Origin of the sequence: Neorhizobium sp. CSC1952, assembly GCF_030378245.1 — a bacterium.
GTDB classification, from domain to species: domain Bacteria; phylum Pseudomonadota; class Alphaproteobacteria; order Rhizobiales; family Rhizobiaceae; genus Neorhizobium; species Neorhizobium oryzae_A.
The window spans coordinates 1,718,492-1,734,330 of record NZ_CP128416.1; the positions used below are offsets into that span (position 1 = coordinate 1,718,492).

Below are 15,839 nucleotides of genomic sequence, written 5' to 3' on the forward strand. Positions count from 1 at the left end.
AGGCGAGGCAGGCAGACCTGTCCCGCTCCGGTTCCGGGCGACACCGCGATGCGCTCCAGCATCGCGGTATCGCATCGCTCGGCCTCACGCCTCCATCCACACCTTGTGGAAGCGCGGGCGCTGCAGCAGGCTGAAGTTGAAACCATGCACTTTCGGCGTGCGCACGATGATGCCGGCGGACGCGAATTGCGGCAGGTGCAGCGCGTTTTCCAGCACGAAACGCTGCATCTTATAGAGAACTTCCTGACGCTTTGCCTGATCGAACGTATTCATGGACGCATCCATGAGTTCGCGGTAACCCGGCAGCTCGATCTTGGCCGCGTTGCGGTAGGCCGTCGCGGAGAACTGCCGGTCGTAGGCAGTGGCCGGGTCGGGAAGACCGCCCGTCGGGGTCATCAGCATCTGCCCCTTTTTTTCGGTAAGGAAGTATTGCATCGTCTGCGCCGGCTGTGCCGGCGTGACCTTCAGCCGGATACCTGCCTCCGCAAGCTGGGCGCTCAGGACTTCCTGACGCTGGACCGCCGCCTGATCCGCCCAGGTGAAGGTCGCGATCTCGATGCCGTTGGCGAACCCCGCCTCCTTCAGCAGCGACTTCGCACGATCGATATCCTTCGTATAGAAGTTCTCGGTCTCGGGATCGTTGGCCCAGAAGCCCGTCGGGAACATGCTGCAGTGCCCGCCGCCGAGGCCGCCCCAGAGAACCTGGTTGAGAACCGGACGGTCGAGCGCCCAGTTCATCGCCTGACGAACACGCACGTCCTTCAGCGGTCCCTCGCCGTAGTTCAGGAAGGAAGTGTAGTAGATCATCGATGGCGTCGCTTCGGCGACCAGTTTCGGATCGCGCTTGGCGACCGCCATCTGCTGTGCGCTCATGTTGAGAACGATATCGGATTCACCGGCGGTCACCGTGCGGACAGCCGTGTTGAACTCGTTGACGATGCGGACATCGATCCCGTCGAGATAGGGTGCGTCTCCCCAATAATTCGCGTTCTTTTCGACCTTGATGAGCGTATTGTCCTGCCATTCCACGAACTTGAACGGTCCGGTGCCCACCGGCGCGCGGTCGACATTGCCGTCGGCCGCAGCCTTGACCGAAGCGGGCGACACGATGAGGCCCGCGCGGTCGGTCAGGACCGAGGGCAGGGTGGCGTCCGGATATTTCAGCTTCAGCGAAACCTGATGCGGACCGGTGGCCTCGACCTTGCTGACGACCGCGAGGTCCGATTTGACGTTCGAGCGCTCGTAAGCCATGCAGCGCTGAAGATGGAAGACCACCGCCTCGGCATTGAACGGCGTACCGTCGTGGAACTCGACGCCCTCGCGCAGTTCGAGAACCAGCGTGGTCGGGTCGGTGAACGTCCAAGACGTCGCCAGCATCGGCTGGAGTTCGAGCGTCTGCGGATCGAAGCCGATCAGCGCGTCGAACATCATCAGAAGCGTATTGAAGTCGGGATTGTTGCGGCCGGTCAGGGGATCGAGCGCGGCCGGGTTGAACGGTATGACGACCCTGAGGGTTCCACCCGATCGGGGCTGCGGAGCCTGAGCGCGTACCATTGCCGGCAGCAGAGCCATACCGCCCGCGGCCGCCGTTCCGGCCAGCAGCGAGCGACGGGTAAGGTTCGGTATCCTTTCGTACAGATTTCTGGTCACGTCTTCTCCTCCATCATCCATGACCGGCCACGTCTGGCCATTATGCGTGTTCTGCTGATCTCCGTATCGCCAAGGCTCCCATCTGCCTGCTTCCACGTGTTTCCGGACGGAAAGCCGCTGGGCGCCTTTGTCCGCATCGTCCTATGTCAAGGCCTGCGTGGCGGACGCCATGTCCTGGACGCGGTTCCGTCCTGCAGAAAGACCCTTCCTCTCCTGTTCGACGAGCATCTCCTCGGCGAAGTGGCATGCGACATGCCGGCCGGGCAGCAATTCGCGCTGCTGCGGTTCCTGGATGCGACAGACGTCCCGCACGCGCGGACAGCGTGTGTGGAAGCGGCAGCCACCGGGCGGCGAGACCGCGCTCGGTATCTCGCCCTGCAGGATGATCCTGCTGCGCGCATCGGCCCCCGCCGGGGTAATCTCGGGTTCGGCCGACCGTAGCGCCTCCGTGTAGGGATGCAGCGGCGCCTCCATCACGGCATGAGCAGGGCCGACCTCAACGATCTTGCCGAAATACATCACCGCCACGCGGTCGCTGATGTGGCTGACGACCCTCAGATCGTGGCTGATGAAGACGTAGGTGAGGCCGAACTGCTCCTGCAGCCTGGCGAAAAGGTTCAGCATGTCGGCCTGGATCGACACGTCGAGCGCCGCCACCACCTCGTCGCAGACGATCACGTTCGGATCCAGCATCAGCGCCCGCGCGATATTGGCGCGCTGCTTCTGACCTCCGGAAATCTCGTGCGGATAGCGATTGGCCATCTCGGGCGACAACGCAACCCGGTCCAGCATCTCGAACGCCTTCTCGCGCCGCTCCGCCCTCGTACCTTCGCCCGCTATGTTCAACGGTTCGCAAACGCTCTGAAGGATGGTCATGCGCGGATCGAAGGCCGCATTCGGGTCCTGCGAGACGATCTGGTACTTGCGCCGGTGGCGATTGAGTTCACGGCGGGAAAACCTGAACGGGTCGATGCCGCCATGCCGCACCCCGCCGCCGCTCGGCGTGAGCAGGCCGACAAGACAGCGTCCGAGCGTCGACTTTCCGGAACCGGATTCACCGATCACGCCGAAGATCTCGCCCTTGCGCACGCTGAAGCTGACGCCGTCGACAGCGCGGATGAGGGAGCCCCGCCGCGCATTGCCGAAGCTGACATGCAGGTCCTCGGCCTGCAGGGCCATCGGGACGGGAGAAGCACTTCCGCTCATGCTTCGATCCTCCTCAATTCAAGTTCTTCCCAGCGGTTGCAGCGCACCTCCCTGCGGCCGAGATTCTCGATGCTTTGCGACAGTTCGCAGGGTTGGACGGAATAGCTACAGCGCGGTCCGAAACGGCAGCCCTTTGGCATATGGCGCAATGAGGGAACACGGCCCGCGATGGAAGGCAGCGTGCCGCGCGCCCGATTGCTGTCGGGGATCGAATGCAGAAGCCCGGCTGTATAGGGGTGTCGAGGACCCGCGATGACGTCCTTCACCGGACCGCTCTCCACGACCTGTCCTGCATACATCGTGACCATCCGATGACAGCTCTGCGCGACCAGGCCGAGATTGTGGGTGATGAACATGATGGCGGTGCCGGTGCGGTCGGCAAGGCCCAGAAGCAGATCCATGATCTGCGCCTGGATCGTCACGTCGAGAGCCGTGGTCGGCTCGTCGGCGATGAGAAGACGCGGCTCGCAGACCAGCGCCATGGCGATCATCACGCGCTGGCGCATGCCCCCCGAAAGGTTCATCGGATAGAGCGTGGCGACGTGGCGCGGCGATGCGATGCCGACCGAATCCAACGCCTCGACGGCGCGCTCCGCAGCCTCCTTGCGGTCGAGCCTGAAATGTCGCCTGAGGGTTTCCTCGATCTGGTAACCCACGGTGAACACCGGGTCGAGAGCGCTCATCGGCTCCTGGAAAATCATGCTGATATGCCGCCCGCGAATCCGATTCATCTGTGATTCCGGGCAGGAAACGAGATTCTGGCCGCCGAACATGATCCTTCCACCAAGCCGGGAATCGCGCGGCGGCAGGAGCCGGAGAATCGAGAGCGCGGTCATCGACTTGCCGCATCCGCTCTCGCCAACGACGCCGAGGATCTCCTTCGGCTTTATCGAAAGCGAAACATTGTTGAGGACCTCAACCCACCCCCACTCGTCACGCAGTGACAAGGTCAGGTTCTGAATATCCAGAAGCGTATCCTGACCGGCCGTCGTGGCCTCGGCGAGCTGCTGCATCCGGCCTTGCTCCTCCCCTGTCGGCCTGCCACCCGCATGATGAACATGTGAAATGCGGCTGACTGACGCGCTTTTCCTCCACCACGCCGGAATCCCGTCAGGCACCCTGATACGCGGCTGGCTCCTCCCGAAAGCCTCGTCATGTATACAATACACTTCACCCCGACGAAAGCCCCGGAACGGCCGGAATGAAAATTGTTGCGGGTGAGCGAGGGATCTAGCGAGCGCTGCTCTTTCGATGACTGATTATTGAAGTTTTCCGGCTATCGAAAGTATGCTCGGCGTTTCCCAACTCGCCAAGTTTCCCTCGCCTTTAATTTGGCAGGAACACTTCACTTTCGCAAAGACGGAACCCTTGGCAGATCGGTGAGACGATTAGTTTCGCGATGGACCGAAAAGATGAATAGGACGACTAGGTCTGAGCGTGGCTTGCAGTGCCGCTGCCGAGACGCCGACCACGACCGGCCGGTTCCGGCCGCCTTTGCGGCCGCGATTGACAAGTTCAGCAGTCATGATGCCTTCTTCCGGTATTTGAGATCGACATTGGTGCAGGCGAGAGCGGCGCCCGCCTGAACGGGATCGACCACCGGAACGCCGAGTTCCGCCTCGAGGGCTTCGCGATATCCGCCAAGCCCGGCGCATCCGAGAATGATGACGTCGGCGCCATCCTCGTCACGCAGCAGCCTTCCGGTCTTCACAATCGTGTCGACCACATTGCCGGCCATCAGTTCGACGACGGTCATGTCGATGGACCTGTCACCCGCCAGCCGCTCCTCGATCCTCAGGCTTTTGAGGTAGCGCAGGTGCCGGTCGATCGACGACTGGCCGAGGGAAACGATCCCGAACTTCTCTCCAAGACCGAGCGCCGCGAGATAGGCGGCCTCGGCGATGCCGACCACCGGGACTTTTGCGGCTTCGCGGACCTGCCGGATGCCGGGATCGGAGAAGCAGGCGACGACGATCGCATCCGCGTCAACCTCGCCGACCCGCTCGATCAGATGAGGAATAACTTCGGCGACATGCGCGTCGGTTTCGATGCCTGGCGGGGATTTGGCGAGCTCCGTGCACGCTATGTCGTGCCGCGTGGCCTCGAAGACAGGTTCCAGGCAGGCCTCCATCGACCGCGTGACGGAAGCCGAACTGTTTGGATTGATGATGAGAATTCGAGCCAAAGGGCCTCCCGGCGGACACGCCATCTGCAAGAAAAAGGCTTAAAATATTCTTTGTGATATGCCACGAAAATATGATTGTCAAAGCGATGTCATGTTTCATGGACGATATGGAAAATTATCCACCATATTTGAAAATCCGGTTGCCAGCGGCATAACCGTCATATATGTCGTAATATTTTAATGGCTCTCTCAAGCCTATGCCACAGGCGTTTGGAACAACGCCCTTCCTGCCTTTGCATCTCCACATCTGGAATATCAGTGGATATGCGAATCAAAGATCGTACGATATGTAAAAAGTGTGAAGACCGGCAGTTTTGGAGAAAACTGTAACGGTTCGAGATCGGGGAAGCAGAGCAGATGGCCACAGCAGTCGCAAAAGATACGATCAAACGGGCTCGGTCCGACGCAAAGGCAGATGCCGCTGGCCGTCGGAAGAAGAAGTCCGGTTCGCTGACCGAAAAAGTCTATACGATGCTGCGTACCGAGATCCTGACCTGCATTCTGGAGCCCGGCAAGGAAGTTTCCGAAGCGGAACTGGCAGAGCGTTTCGACGTGAGCAAAACGCCGGTGCGCGAGGCGCTCGCAACGCTGCGCTCCGAAGGGCTGGTGCGGACATTCCCGCGGCGCGGCTACCAGATCGTTCCAGTGACGTTCGGCGACATGAACGAACTGTTCGACCTGCGCACGATCCTGGAGGCCGGCGCGGCGGAACTCGCCTGCAAGCGCATCACAGACGCCGACATTGACAATCTCAACCGGCTGGCGGACGTCGTCTACGACCGTTCGGAGCAGCCGAGCCTGAAGCGCTTCATCCAGGCCAACCGCGATTTTCACGTCGCCATCGCGAAGGCTTCCGGCAACGAGCGTCTTCACCAGCTCCTGGCGCGGCAGATCGATGAGCTCGAGCGCTTCTTCTATCTCGGCGCCCGCCTGCGCGACGTCAGCGGCGAAACCCAGAGCGACCACCATGCCATCGTTGATATCCTGAGCAAACGCGATCCGGATGCGGCGCGCGCGGTCATGATCCGCCATAACGAACTTACCCGACAGGGGCTTTTCCAGGCCCTCGCCTCGTCTCGAAACATCAGCAGCATCGCGCTCTGAGCCATCCGCGCCTGAGCGAATTCCGGGGCGCAGGCGCACAGGAAAGCAGAGCCTCAATTTGATGATGTGCTACAAAATAGGCACATGCGCGAATTTCTGACGAAGGACGGCTGGGCCGTTTGGTGAAGCGGCCCAGCGCATTGCATGCAGCAAGATGATCGCCCAGGCGGACTGGCATTGTGGAGTGCCGATCCAAAAGGCACCTGTTTGCCTAAAAAATCCACATACCGATTTTCGCAAAATTACAAAAAATCGCAAGTGCTTACAGACTTTCGATTGACAACTGAGATATCAGAAATAATATCATGGAAATCTTTGAGTGAGGGTCATTTTGCAGACCATGGAGAAGGTAGATTTCATCATCCACGGCCCTCCCGGAAGCGCCCCGCCCGTCCTTGCGGAAGCCCTGCTAAAGGGCGTACGTGAGACCGCGGCCGATGATCGGGCATGGTCCACGACCCCCAAGGGTGATGATCCGGGTGTCGATGCGATGAACCTGCTGATCACCCGCGGCGGTGATCCGAACTGCATTTCCACCTGCACGCCCGTCTTCATTCAGGCCCCTCTTTTGCGGGGAATGACGCTGACGCATCGTCGGCTGACGCCGGTCGCGCGGCTTGTCGCCGACAGCTTTTTCCTCGTCGTGCGTTCCGACAGCCCGTGGAAGGACGCCAAGGAATTCCTCGCCGGGATCGCCGGTCGGACGACCCGCACCGGCGGTTATTTCAAGGGCGGCATCAATCATCTGCTCGGGCTTTCGATCGCCGAAGGCGCCAAGGCCGATGTCGAGTTTGTCGTCGTGCCAAGCGAACCTGCCGTCTGGACGGCGATGATAGAGGGACGGATCGACTGGGGTTGCGGCGTCGCGGCCGAAATCCTGCCGCATGTGGAATCCGGCGTGCTGCGCGTCATCGCCGTTTTGAGCGAGGAGCGGTCGGAGGCGTTCCCGGACGTTCCGACGCTTGCCGAAGCGGGCGTTCCCGTGACCTTCCATCTCTGGCGTGGGCTGATGGGGCCGCCGGATCTGCCGGAAGCCGACCAGAAGCGCTGGCACGTGATCATCGAGAAGATGCGCACATCCGATGCGTGGAAGGCCTATCTCGCCCGCAACGGACAGGCGGACGCCTTCCTGCCCGGCCGGGCGTTTCGGGATTTTCTCGATAAGGAATGGGACTGGTACGAAAAGCATCTCGGAATGGCCGGCCTGTTGCCGAAGTGACGCTTTCGAACGGCCTTGGCGGACCACGAGAGTTCAGCAAACCAAAAAAGGGGAACCAACATGATGAAACGATTCTTGCAGGCCACCGTCGCCGCTGCCGTGCTGGCCATGTCAGCCGTCCATGCGCCGGCGCTGGCACAGGATGCCTCCACATTCAATGCCGTACTGGGTGAAACCAAGGGATATCAGCAGCTTCCCAAGCCCTGGAAGTTCCGCGCCCTCGTCAATCCCGGCAAGCTGACCATCGGAACGACCGGCGCCTCTCCGCCGCGTACGTTCGTCGATCCGGCGACATCCAAGCTGACCGGCAGCTATGTCGAGCTGTTCACCAAATTGGCACAGGATCTCGATCTGCAGCCGGAATTCGTGCAGCTGGAATGGGCCGGGATTCTTCCGGGTCTTGCCGCCAACCGTTTCGACATCGCCTGCGACGGCGCATCCTGGACGGCGGAACGCCTTGCCTCCGACCAGTTCCTCATGACCTCGCCGACCGCCGTCAACGCCACCGTGGCCGTGACCCGCAAGGACACCAACATCAAGACCTTTGCGGACGCCAAGTCCGCAGACCTCGGCGGCGTGCGCGGTGAAGTCTATTTCGAGGGCGCCAAGAAGGCGCTTCCGGATGCGGCGGCGACCGAATTCCCGGGCATGCAGGAATCCCTGATCGGGCTCCAGAACGGCCAGGTCAAGCTCGTCGCGATGAACCTGTCCAACGCGCTGAACGTCCTGAACACGGCGCCGAACAAGGCGGAGCTGCAGCTTGTCGGCCCCGCCCTCCAGGTCTTCCCGCAGGGTCTCTGCGTCAACCCGAAGCAGCCTGATCTCCTGATCGCCATCAACACCCTGCTCGGCAACTACCGCGCCGACGGCACGCTGAAGAACCTCGTCGTCAAATACGGCGGTTCCGCTGCAGAAGTCGATGCGCTGACCCGCATCGGTTACTAAGCCAGGCCGGATCGGAACGCGCAGGTGACACTGGATTTCAGCATATTGGGAACTGTCTGGCCCGCGCTTCTGCGCGGGACCACGGTCACGATCAGCCTGACCTCCATCGTGCTCCTCTGCGCGACGCCGGGCGGCATTGCCGTCGCGCTGCTTCGGTCCGCACCGTCACCCACGGTGCGGACCATCGTGCGCGCGGCGAGCTGGATCTTTCGCGGTGTACCGCCGCTGCTCCTGCTGTTCCTGGCCTTCTTCGGCCTGCCGGTGGTCGGCCTGACATTGCCGCCGATGCCCTCGGCGGTGATCGCCATGACGGCCTATATGTCTTTCTACTTCGGTGAAGTCTTTCATTCCGGGCTGCAAAGCGTAGCGCACGGCCAATGGCAGGCCTGCAAGGCTCTCGGGCTATCGCCGGCTCGCACCCTGTTCCGGATCATCCTGCCGCAGACGATACCCGCCGCATTGCCGCCCTATATCTCGCATGCGACGGAGATATTGAAGGGGACGGCGCTGGCGGCGGCGGTCGCGGTGCCGGAACTCACCAATGCGGCCAAGCAGGTCTTCGTCGTTACTTACCGGCCTTTCGAGATCCTGCTCGCGGCCGGCGCGATCTATGCGGTACTCGATGCCGGCCTTCTCATTCTCCAGCTGTATGGCGAGCGTTGGGCCGCCAGACGCAGAGCGGCGAGATAGCCATGAGCTACCACGACCTCTTCATTCAATATTATCCCTCCCTGCTCAAGGGCCTGTGGACGACCCTGCTTCTCTCCGCCGTGACGCTCCTGATCGCGACACCACTTGCGCTGGCCATCGCGTTGATCCGCGAGACCGGAAGCCGCTGGGTCGCGATACCGCTCGCAATTCTCGTCAATGCCATCCGGCTTCTACCGGCGCTTCTCGTGCTGTTCTTCGTTTTCTACGCCACGCCGCAACTCGGCTACCGGCTGCAGCCGTTAACGGCGGCCATGATCGGCCTGTCGATCATGGGAGCCGCTTATATGAGCGAGGATTTCCGTGGCTGCATCGCGGCTATCGACTCGGGACAATACAAGGCGGCCAAGGCGCTCGGTCTTTCGCATCTGCATACGCTGAGACGCATCATTCTTCCACAGGCGTTTCCCCTGGCGATCCCACCCTACATGACCCGCGCCATCATCATGGTGAAGGCAACGTCGCTCGCCTCGATGGTCGCCGTCGCGGACCTGACGGCAGCGGCATCGCGGGCGACGTCGATCACCTACGAACCCTTTCTCTTCCTCGTCTTCGCGGGGCTCGGCTATCTGCTGATCAGCGGCTTCCTGGCGCTGTTGCAGTCTTGGGCGGAAGCGAAGATCGCACGCGCCTACCGGCTGGCACCCCGATAAGGATGACAATGGCCTCTGTCGAACAAGAATACCCGAGCAACAACAGCGCGATGGTCGAGGCGAAAGGCCTGTTCAAATCCTATGGGCAGGTCAAGGCGCTCGATGACGTCGACATCACTGTTGCAAGCGGCCAGGTCGTAGCGATCGTCGGCGCTTCGGGTTCGGGCAAGAGCACACTGCTGCGCTGTATCAATTATCTCGACCCGCCCGATAAGGGAGACGTGTGGGTCAGCGGCCATCTGATGGGTATGGTGGAAACCGTCAGCGGAACCCGCAAGGCGACCGAACGCGAAATCCGTCGGCATCGCGCCGATATCGGCATGGTTTTCCAGCACTTCAACCTGTTTCCGCATTTCACGGTGCTGCAGAACCTTATCGAAGCGCCGATGGCCGTCCGTAAGATCGCGCGTGCGGAGGCTGTCGAGATGGCGAAGGCGCTTCTCGCCTCCGTGGGGCTTGCGGACAAATTGGATGCCTTTCCGTCCGAACTGTCGGGAGGCCAGCAACAGCGTGTCGCCATCGCCCGGGCTTTGGCAATGAAACCGCGGGTCATGCTTTTTGACGAGCCGACCTCGGCGCTCGATCCGGAACTGGTCGACGAGGTGCTGCGCGTCATGCGCAAACTCGCGAGTGAGTCCATGACCATGTTGGTCGTCACCCACGAAATGGGCTTCGCGGAGGATGTGGCCGACCGGCTGGTGTTTTTCGACAAGGGCAAGATCATTGAGGAAGGCAAGCCTGCCGAAGTTTTGCGCAATCCTGCGCAGCCTCGGACCAAGGCCTTCATGCAGAGACTTTTGAGGCGCGGACAATGAATGTGGGAATTGGGCCGAAGATCACGGCGCTGACCGCCGGCGAGCGCGCGACGCTGGACGCACTCTGCGACTGTCTGTTCCCGCCCGGTGCGGCAACGCCCGGTGCGGTGACCATCGGCGCTTCGGATTATATCGACCAGGCCCTTGCAGGCCCCTACGCTGTCTTTGTGAGCGAATACCGCGCGATGCTGGGCAGCCTCGATCAGGCGGCAGGCGGCTCCTTCGTCGGCGCGACGGACAAGCTTGCCGTCGTCGCCGCTCTCGAACGCGACGAACTGCCCGGCCTCCTGCGCAACCCGGACCGCACGACCTTCGATCTTGTCATCCGTCACCTGCGGGAAGGCCTGTTCTCCGACCCGATTCACGGCGGCAACAAGGATTTTGCCGGCTGGAAGGCCGTCGGGTTCCCCGGCGCACAGTTTGGCTTCCGGGAAGACGAGCAGAAGCTCGACTATAAGGTTGACCGCCAGCCGCAGAGCCTGACACAGGTCTCGCAGGATGCCCGCCTTCCCGGCCTGCCGAGGACGATACCCTCGACAGCCGGCATTCCCGCCAATCCGGATGTGCTGATCGTCGGCGGGGGTGCGGTGGGCAATTTCATGGCCCTGAAATTCGTGCGCGCCGGACTTCAGGTCGTCATCCTCGAAGCAGGTCCTCCTCGCACGGGCCGCGAGCGCTCCATGGACGAGCTGCTGGCAACGGCTTTCCGCAACGAAGGCGGCGCGGCTAAATTCAACGACGAAGTGCCGACATGGCGCACACGACCCGGTGAGAAGGCCAGGCGCGCCGTCATGTCCCAGGGCCTGGAGACGGCGCTCGGCGGCAACTCGATCGCCTGGGGCGCTGTCGCGATGCGCTTCTACGAAGACGATTTCCGCATCCGCTCCGCGACGGCCGCGAAATACGGCGACCATCGCATTCCGGAAGGCTCGACGCTCGCCGACTGGCCGATGAGCTATGCCGAACTCGAGCCGTTCTATGAAGAGGCCGAGGATCTGCTCGGCGTATCCGGCCACGCCGGCAATCGGGAGAACCCGGATCGGTCGCGCGGCAACCCATTCGAGGCGCCGCGCGCCAATCCCTACAAGATGCCGGCGCTGAGGACGAGCGGTCTCGGGCAGCTCTTCGCGGACAGCGCGAAGGCGCAAGGGTATCATCCCTTCCCCCTGCCCGCCGCCATCGCCACCACGGCGTGGAATGGCCGCCACGCCTGCACCTATTGCAGTTTCTGCTCACGGTTCGGCTGTCATGTCGACGCCAAGGCTTCCGCGCAGAACACGGTGCTTCCGGAAGCCTTGGAAAGCGGCCGGCTGCATATCGTTTCCGGTGCAAGGGCTATGGAAATCGTCACCGACGAGAGCGGCCGCGCAGTCGGCGTCAACTATCTGGGCCTGGACGGCGAGACCCGCTTCCAGGCGGGCGGTACCGTCGTGGTCGCGGCCTATGCCTTCGAGAATAGCCGCCTGCTTCTGCTGTCTCGCAGCAGGCGTCACGGCCGCGGCGTTGGCAACGAGACGGATCAGGTCGGCCGCCACTACATGACCCGGCAGCAGCCATCCGTCTATGCGATCTTCGAAGGCAAGCGGCTGAACCGCTTCATCGGACCCACGGCGCAGGCCATGGCGATTGCCGACCTCTCCGGCGACCATTTCGACCATAGCGACGTCGATTTCATTCGCGGCGGTCGCATCGCAGCCTTCAACCAGTATCTTCCCATCGAGGCATCGGGCGTGCTGCCGCCGGACGTGCCGCGCTGGGGCGAGGCCTGGCGCGACTTTTTCCTGTCGTCCTACAACAGCACGGCGATGCTGTTCATCGACCCGGAAATCCTGCCTTACGAAAACAACCGGCTCGATCTCGATCCGGACGTCAAGGACAAGCTCGGCCGGCCGGTGATCCGCATCACGTTCGACATCGGCGACAACGAGCGCAAGCTGATGCAATACCTGCAGGACCGGGCCGAAAAGATCGCGCTCGGCATGGGCGCGACCCGCACCTGGCGCCGCCAGTTCCTTACCGGGCCGATCAGCACGCATGACGTCGGCGGCACGCGCATGGGCAACGATCCGGCGACCTCCGTCACCAACGGGTTCGGTGAAGTGCACGACACCCCCGGTCTGGTCGTGCTCGGCGGATCGAGCTTCGTCTCCCTGCCGCCGGTCAACCCGGCGCTGACCATTCTTGCGCTCGCGCTGCGCGCTGCGGATCACATCATCAGCCAGAACACGGGAGCGGCGGCATGAGCGACGTGATCGTCATCGGCAGCGGGGTGATCGGTACCTCGATCGCCTATCATCTGGCGCGTGACGGAGCGAATGTGACGCTGCTGGACCAGGCTTTTGACGCCGCCACCAAGCCGGCGGCCACATGGGCGAGTGCCGGCGGCCTGCGTTCGCAGGGCCGCCATGCGGAAGACCAGCCCATCACCAAGCTCGCTGCGGCACGTTGGAAAACCCTGTCGGAAGAGCTCGACGCCGACCTTGAGGTCTCGTTTGGCGGACATCTGCACATCGCCGAAACCGAGAGTGAAGTTCCGGTCATCGAGCAGCGGTTTGCAAGTGATACAGCTGCCGGGCTTCCCATCGAAAGGGTCGAAGGAAACCGTCTCCGGACGATCGCACCGGCACTGACCGAAAACGCCATCGTCGGCGCCTATACGGCCGGCGACGGTCAGGCACATCCAGGCCGCACGGCGCGTGCCTTCGCCCGCGCCGCTGCACGACGCGGCACGAAGACGATCTTCGGCCAGGCCGCGACGGTGAAGATGGATGGCGGAAAGGCAAGTGGTGTCGTATTGGCAGACGGCACGATCTTGTCCAGCGGTCAACTCATTCTCGCGACGGGCGCCTGGAGCATCGACCTTCTGTCGAAGCTTGGCATTGCGTTGCCGCTGCGTTGGCGCGGCTTGCAAATGCTTCTCTCCGATATGGCGGAGAAGATGCTGGCGCCGACCGTGACGGCTGTCGGGCGCAATCTGTCCCTCAAGCAGACGCCATCGGGCGAATTCATGATCGGTGGGCGCTGGATTGCCGCCCCTGCGCCAACGGGCGTTGGCAGCAATTGCGTCGATGCGCATGTGGCAAGGCAATGGAGCGGCGCCGCGGCTATTCTGCCCGCGCTCCGGAGCCGCAAGCTCGCACAGGCGTGGTCGGGCGTCGAGGCGCAATCCATCGACAGCCTTCCCTTCATCGGCCGCACCCGCATCGGCGGCCTTTATCTCGCCGCCGGGTTCTCGAACCACGGCTTCCAGATCTCGCCGCAGATCGGCGCCTGCGTCGCAAGTGACATCCTCACCGGGCAGGAGCCGCTGCTTGCGCCATTCGCACCGCATCGCCATGACGGCATCGACCCTGCAAAGGTCTCCGCCTTCATTGCCGAGCCGATCGCCTGTTGAGAGTTCGTTGCCGATGACCGCGTTCCATCATCTGCTGTCGCCCATCAAGCTTGGAAAGGTCGAGATCCGCAACCGGGTGGTGTTGACGGGGCACGGCACCGGCATGCCCAAGGATGGGCGGCCGAACGAGCAGATGATCGCCTATTACGAACAGCGTGCGAAGGGCGAAGTCGGCCTGATCATGCTGGGCTCGCAGCAGGTCCACCCCTCCTCCCCCGGCATTACCGGCCTGCTGTGCAACTACGACGATACGATCATTCCGGGCCTCAGGGCCGTGTCGGATGCGGTCCATCTGCACGGTACCAGGATATTCGGCTATCTCTCGCATATGGGTCTGGCGACTTCGGCGCGCCCCACCGCGCTCTGGTCCGCATCAGCGGTCTACGAACAGAAATATGGCGAGGTCGCCCACCCGATGACCGTGGACGAAATCGAAGAGCTGGTCGAAGCCCATGCCGATGCCGCCGCCCGCTGCGTCGAGGCAGGCATGGATGGGATCGAGGTGCATTGCGGCCACGGTCTGCTGATCCAGCAGTTCCTGTCTCCCCTGACCAACAAGCGCACAGACCTCTATGGCGGTCCGGTGGAAAACCGGGTGCGCTTTCCGCAGGCGGTGCTGGCGGCAGTTCGCAAGCGTGTCGGTCCCGATATCCCTGTTGGCATTCGCTGCTCCGGCGACGAACTGGTCGAAGGCGGGCTGACGGCCGCCGACATGGCCGAGATCGTGCCGCTTCTGGTCAAGGCCGGCGCGCTCGACTATGTGGATGTCAGTGCCGGGACCGACGGCGATCTGGTCAGCAACATGCTGCACGAACCGCCGATGGGATTGGAGCCGGCACCGTTCAAATCCGTGGCGCGCCGCATCAAGGACGAGATCGACGTGCCCGTCATCCACGGCACGCGCATTCACACCCCGGCGCTTGCGGATGAGATGATTGCCGCGGGTGATGCCGACATGGCCGGCATGTGCCGCGCTCTGATCGCCGATCCCTTCCTGCCGAAGAAGGCCCGCATCGGCCAGGCGCATGACATTACGCCGTGCATCGGCTGCGAACAGGCGTGCTTCGGACGGCTTTACCGCGGCCGCCACATCAGTTGCATCGGCAACCCCGTGACAGGCCGGGAACTGGCCTACGCCCAACTGCAACCGGTTCAAACACCCAAGTACATCGTCATCGTCGGTGGCGGGCCGAGCGGGATGGAGGCTGCGGTCGTCTCCTCCCGGCGCGGTCACCGCGTCACGCTGATCGAACAGTCCGATCAGCTCGGCGGACGCATGAGGCTTGCGATGAAGCCGAAGGGCCGCGAGGAGTGGTCGAAACTGCTCGCGCACAAACTCGATCTTCTCGACCGCTTCGGCGTCGATATCCGCACCGGCACCAAAGCGACACCGGAGCTCATCCGGTCGCTGCAGCCCGACGAAGTCGTGCTCGCCACCGGCACGTCATTCGAGCCGCTGGATGTGGAGGGTGCGAGCTCAGCCCCGATTCTGACCGTCGACGAGGTTGTCGCCGACCCCTCCAAGGCAGGTCGGAAAGTGCTGGTCGTCGATTACCTCGACCGTCAGCCGGCGATGGTGACGGCTATCATGCTTGCGGAAATGGGACGCAGCGTCGAGATGAGCACCGCGTCCTTCCACGTCGGCCAGAAGCTCGAGATCCAGAACATTACCTATTTCTACGCCAAGGCGCTCGCCGCCGGGATCGTCTTCACGCCGACCGTGGTACCGCGCCGCTTCGATGGCGGAAGCGTCATCTTCCACAATGTCTTCACCCGCACGGACTGTCGCACCGAGTGCTACGACACGATCGTCATCGCCGCACCCGGCGTACCGCAGGCGGGCCTGGCGGAAGCTCTCAAGGCGGCATCGATCAAGACCACCATCATCGGCGACGCCTATGCGGCGCGGGATGTCGAGGCGGCGATCCTCGACGGTTTCGAAACCGGGGCCGCCCCCTGA

At 62.6% G+C, this 15,839-nt stretch carries 13 protein-coding genes; 9 read left to right on the forward strand and 4 right to left on the reverse strand.

Annotation, left to right across the window (positions count from 1 at the left end; all coding sequences use genetic code 11):
• Positions 1-84: 84 nt before the first annotated feature.
• From QTA58_RS08695 to QTA58_RS08710, 4 genes are all read right to left on the reverse strand, one after another.
• Positions 85-1,650, reverse strand: coding sequence for an ABC transporter substrate-binding protein (locus QTA58_RS08695; RefSeq protein WP_289672467.1), 1,566 nt, complete (start codon positions 1,648-1,650; stop codon positions 85-87).
• A 141-nt stretch (positions 1,651-1,791) separates the two neighbouring features.
• On the reverse strand, positions 1,792-2,829 hold the full coding sequence (locus QTA58_RS08700) for an oligopeptide/dipeptide ABC transporter ATP-binding protein (protein WP_289673072.1): 1,038 nt from the start codon (positions 2,827-2,829) through the stop codon (positions 1,792-1,794).
• A 23-nt stretch (positions 2,830-2,852) separates the two neighbouring features.
• Entirely contained in the window at positions 2,853-3,869 is a 1,017-nt protein-coding gene (locus QTA58_RS08705) for an ABC transporter ATP-binding protein (protein ID WP_289672468.1), read from the reverse strand.
• A gap of 509 nt (positions 3,870-4,378) precedes the next feature.
• Positions 4,379-5,041 carry an aspartate/glutamate racemase family protein gene (locus tag QTA58_RS08710; protein ID WP_289672469.1) on the reverse strand — a complete coding sequence of 221 codons (663 nt, stop codon included), beginning with the start codon at positions 5,039-5,041 and terminating at the stop codon, positions 4,379-4,381.
• Positions 5,042-5,398: 357 nt separating this feature from the next.
• Here QTA58_RS08710 and QTA58_RS08715 point away from each other — a divergent pair, with 357 nt between their 5' ends.
• The 9 genes from QTA58_RS08715 to QTA58_RS08755 all read left to right on the forward strand — a co-directional run bounded on the left by QTA58_RS08715 (position 5,399) and on the right by QTA58_RS08755 (position 15,839).
• Complete coding sequence (locus tag QTA58_RS08715; protein WP_085421666.1) at positions 5,399-6,145, forward strand: GntR family transcriptional regulator; 747 nt, start codon at positions 5,399-5,401, stop codon at positions 6,143-6,145.
• Positions 6,146-6,464: 319 nt separating this feature from the next.
• Positions 6,465-7,364 carry a tripartite tricarboxylate transporter substrate binding protein gene (locus tag QTA58_RS08720; protein ID WP_289672470.1) on the forward strand — a complete coding sequence of 300 codons (900 nt, stop codon included), beginning with the start codon at positions 6,465-6,467 and terminating at the stop codon, positions 7,362-7,364.
• A gap of 60 nt (positions 7,365-7,424) precedes the next feature.
• Positions 7,425-8,309 (forward strand): transporter substrate-binding domain-containing protein, encoded by an 885-nt coding sequence (locus QTA58_RS08725; protein ID WP_289672471.1) that lies wholly within the window; start codon positions 7,425-7,427, stop codon positions 8,307-8,309.
• 24 nt (positions 8,310-8,333) lie between these two features.
• Positions 8,334-8,999, forward strand: coding sequence for an amino acid ABC transporter permease (locus QTA58_RS08730; RefSeq protein ID WP_085421663.1), 666 nt, complete (start codon positions 8,334-8,336; stop codon positions 8,997-8,999).
• A 2-nt stretch (positions 9,000-9,001) separates the two neighbouring features.
• Complete coding sequence (locus QTA58_RS08735; protein WP_289672472.1) at positions 9,002-9,670, forward strand: amino acid ABC transporter permease; 669 nt, start codon at positions 9,002-9,004, stop codon at positions 9,668-9,670.
• A complete protein-coding gene (locus tag QTA58_RS08740) occupies positions 9,622-10,485 on the forward strand; it encodes an amino acid ABC transporter ATP-binding protein (RefSeq protein ID WP_289672473.1) in 864 nt (287 codons plus the stop codon). The genes QTA58_RS08735 and QTA58_RS08740 overlap by 49 nt, the downstream gene beginning before the upstream one ends.
• The gene (locus QTA58_RS08745; protein ID WP_289672474.1) at positions 10,482-12,728 is read left to right on the forward strand and encodes a GMC family oxidoreductase; all 2,247 of its coding nucleotides are present in this window, start codon (positions 10,482-10,484) and stop codon (positions 12,726-12,728) included. Before QTA58_RS08740 ends, QTA58_RS08745 begins: the two co-directional genes overlap by 4 nt.
• Complete coding sequence (locus QTA58_RS08750; protein WP_289672475.1) at positions 12,725-13,879, forward strand: FAD-dependent oxidoreductase; 1,155 nt, start codon at positions 12,725-12,727, stop codon at positions 13,877-13,879. Before QTA58_RS08745 ends, QTA58_RS08750 begins: the two co-directional genes overlap by 4 nt.
• 13 nt (positions 13,880-13,892) lie before the next feature.
• The gene (locus QTA58_RS08755; RefSeq protein ID WP_289672476.1) at positions 13,893-15,839 is read left to right on the forward strand and encodes an FAD-dependent oxidoreductase; all 1,947 of its coding nucleotides are present in this window, start codon (positions 13,893-13,895) and stop codon (positions 15,837-15,839) included.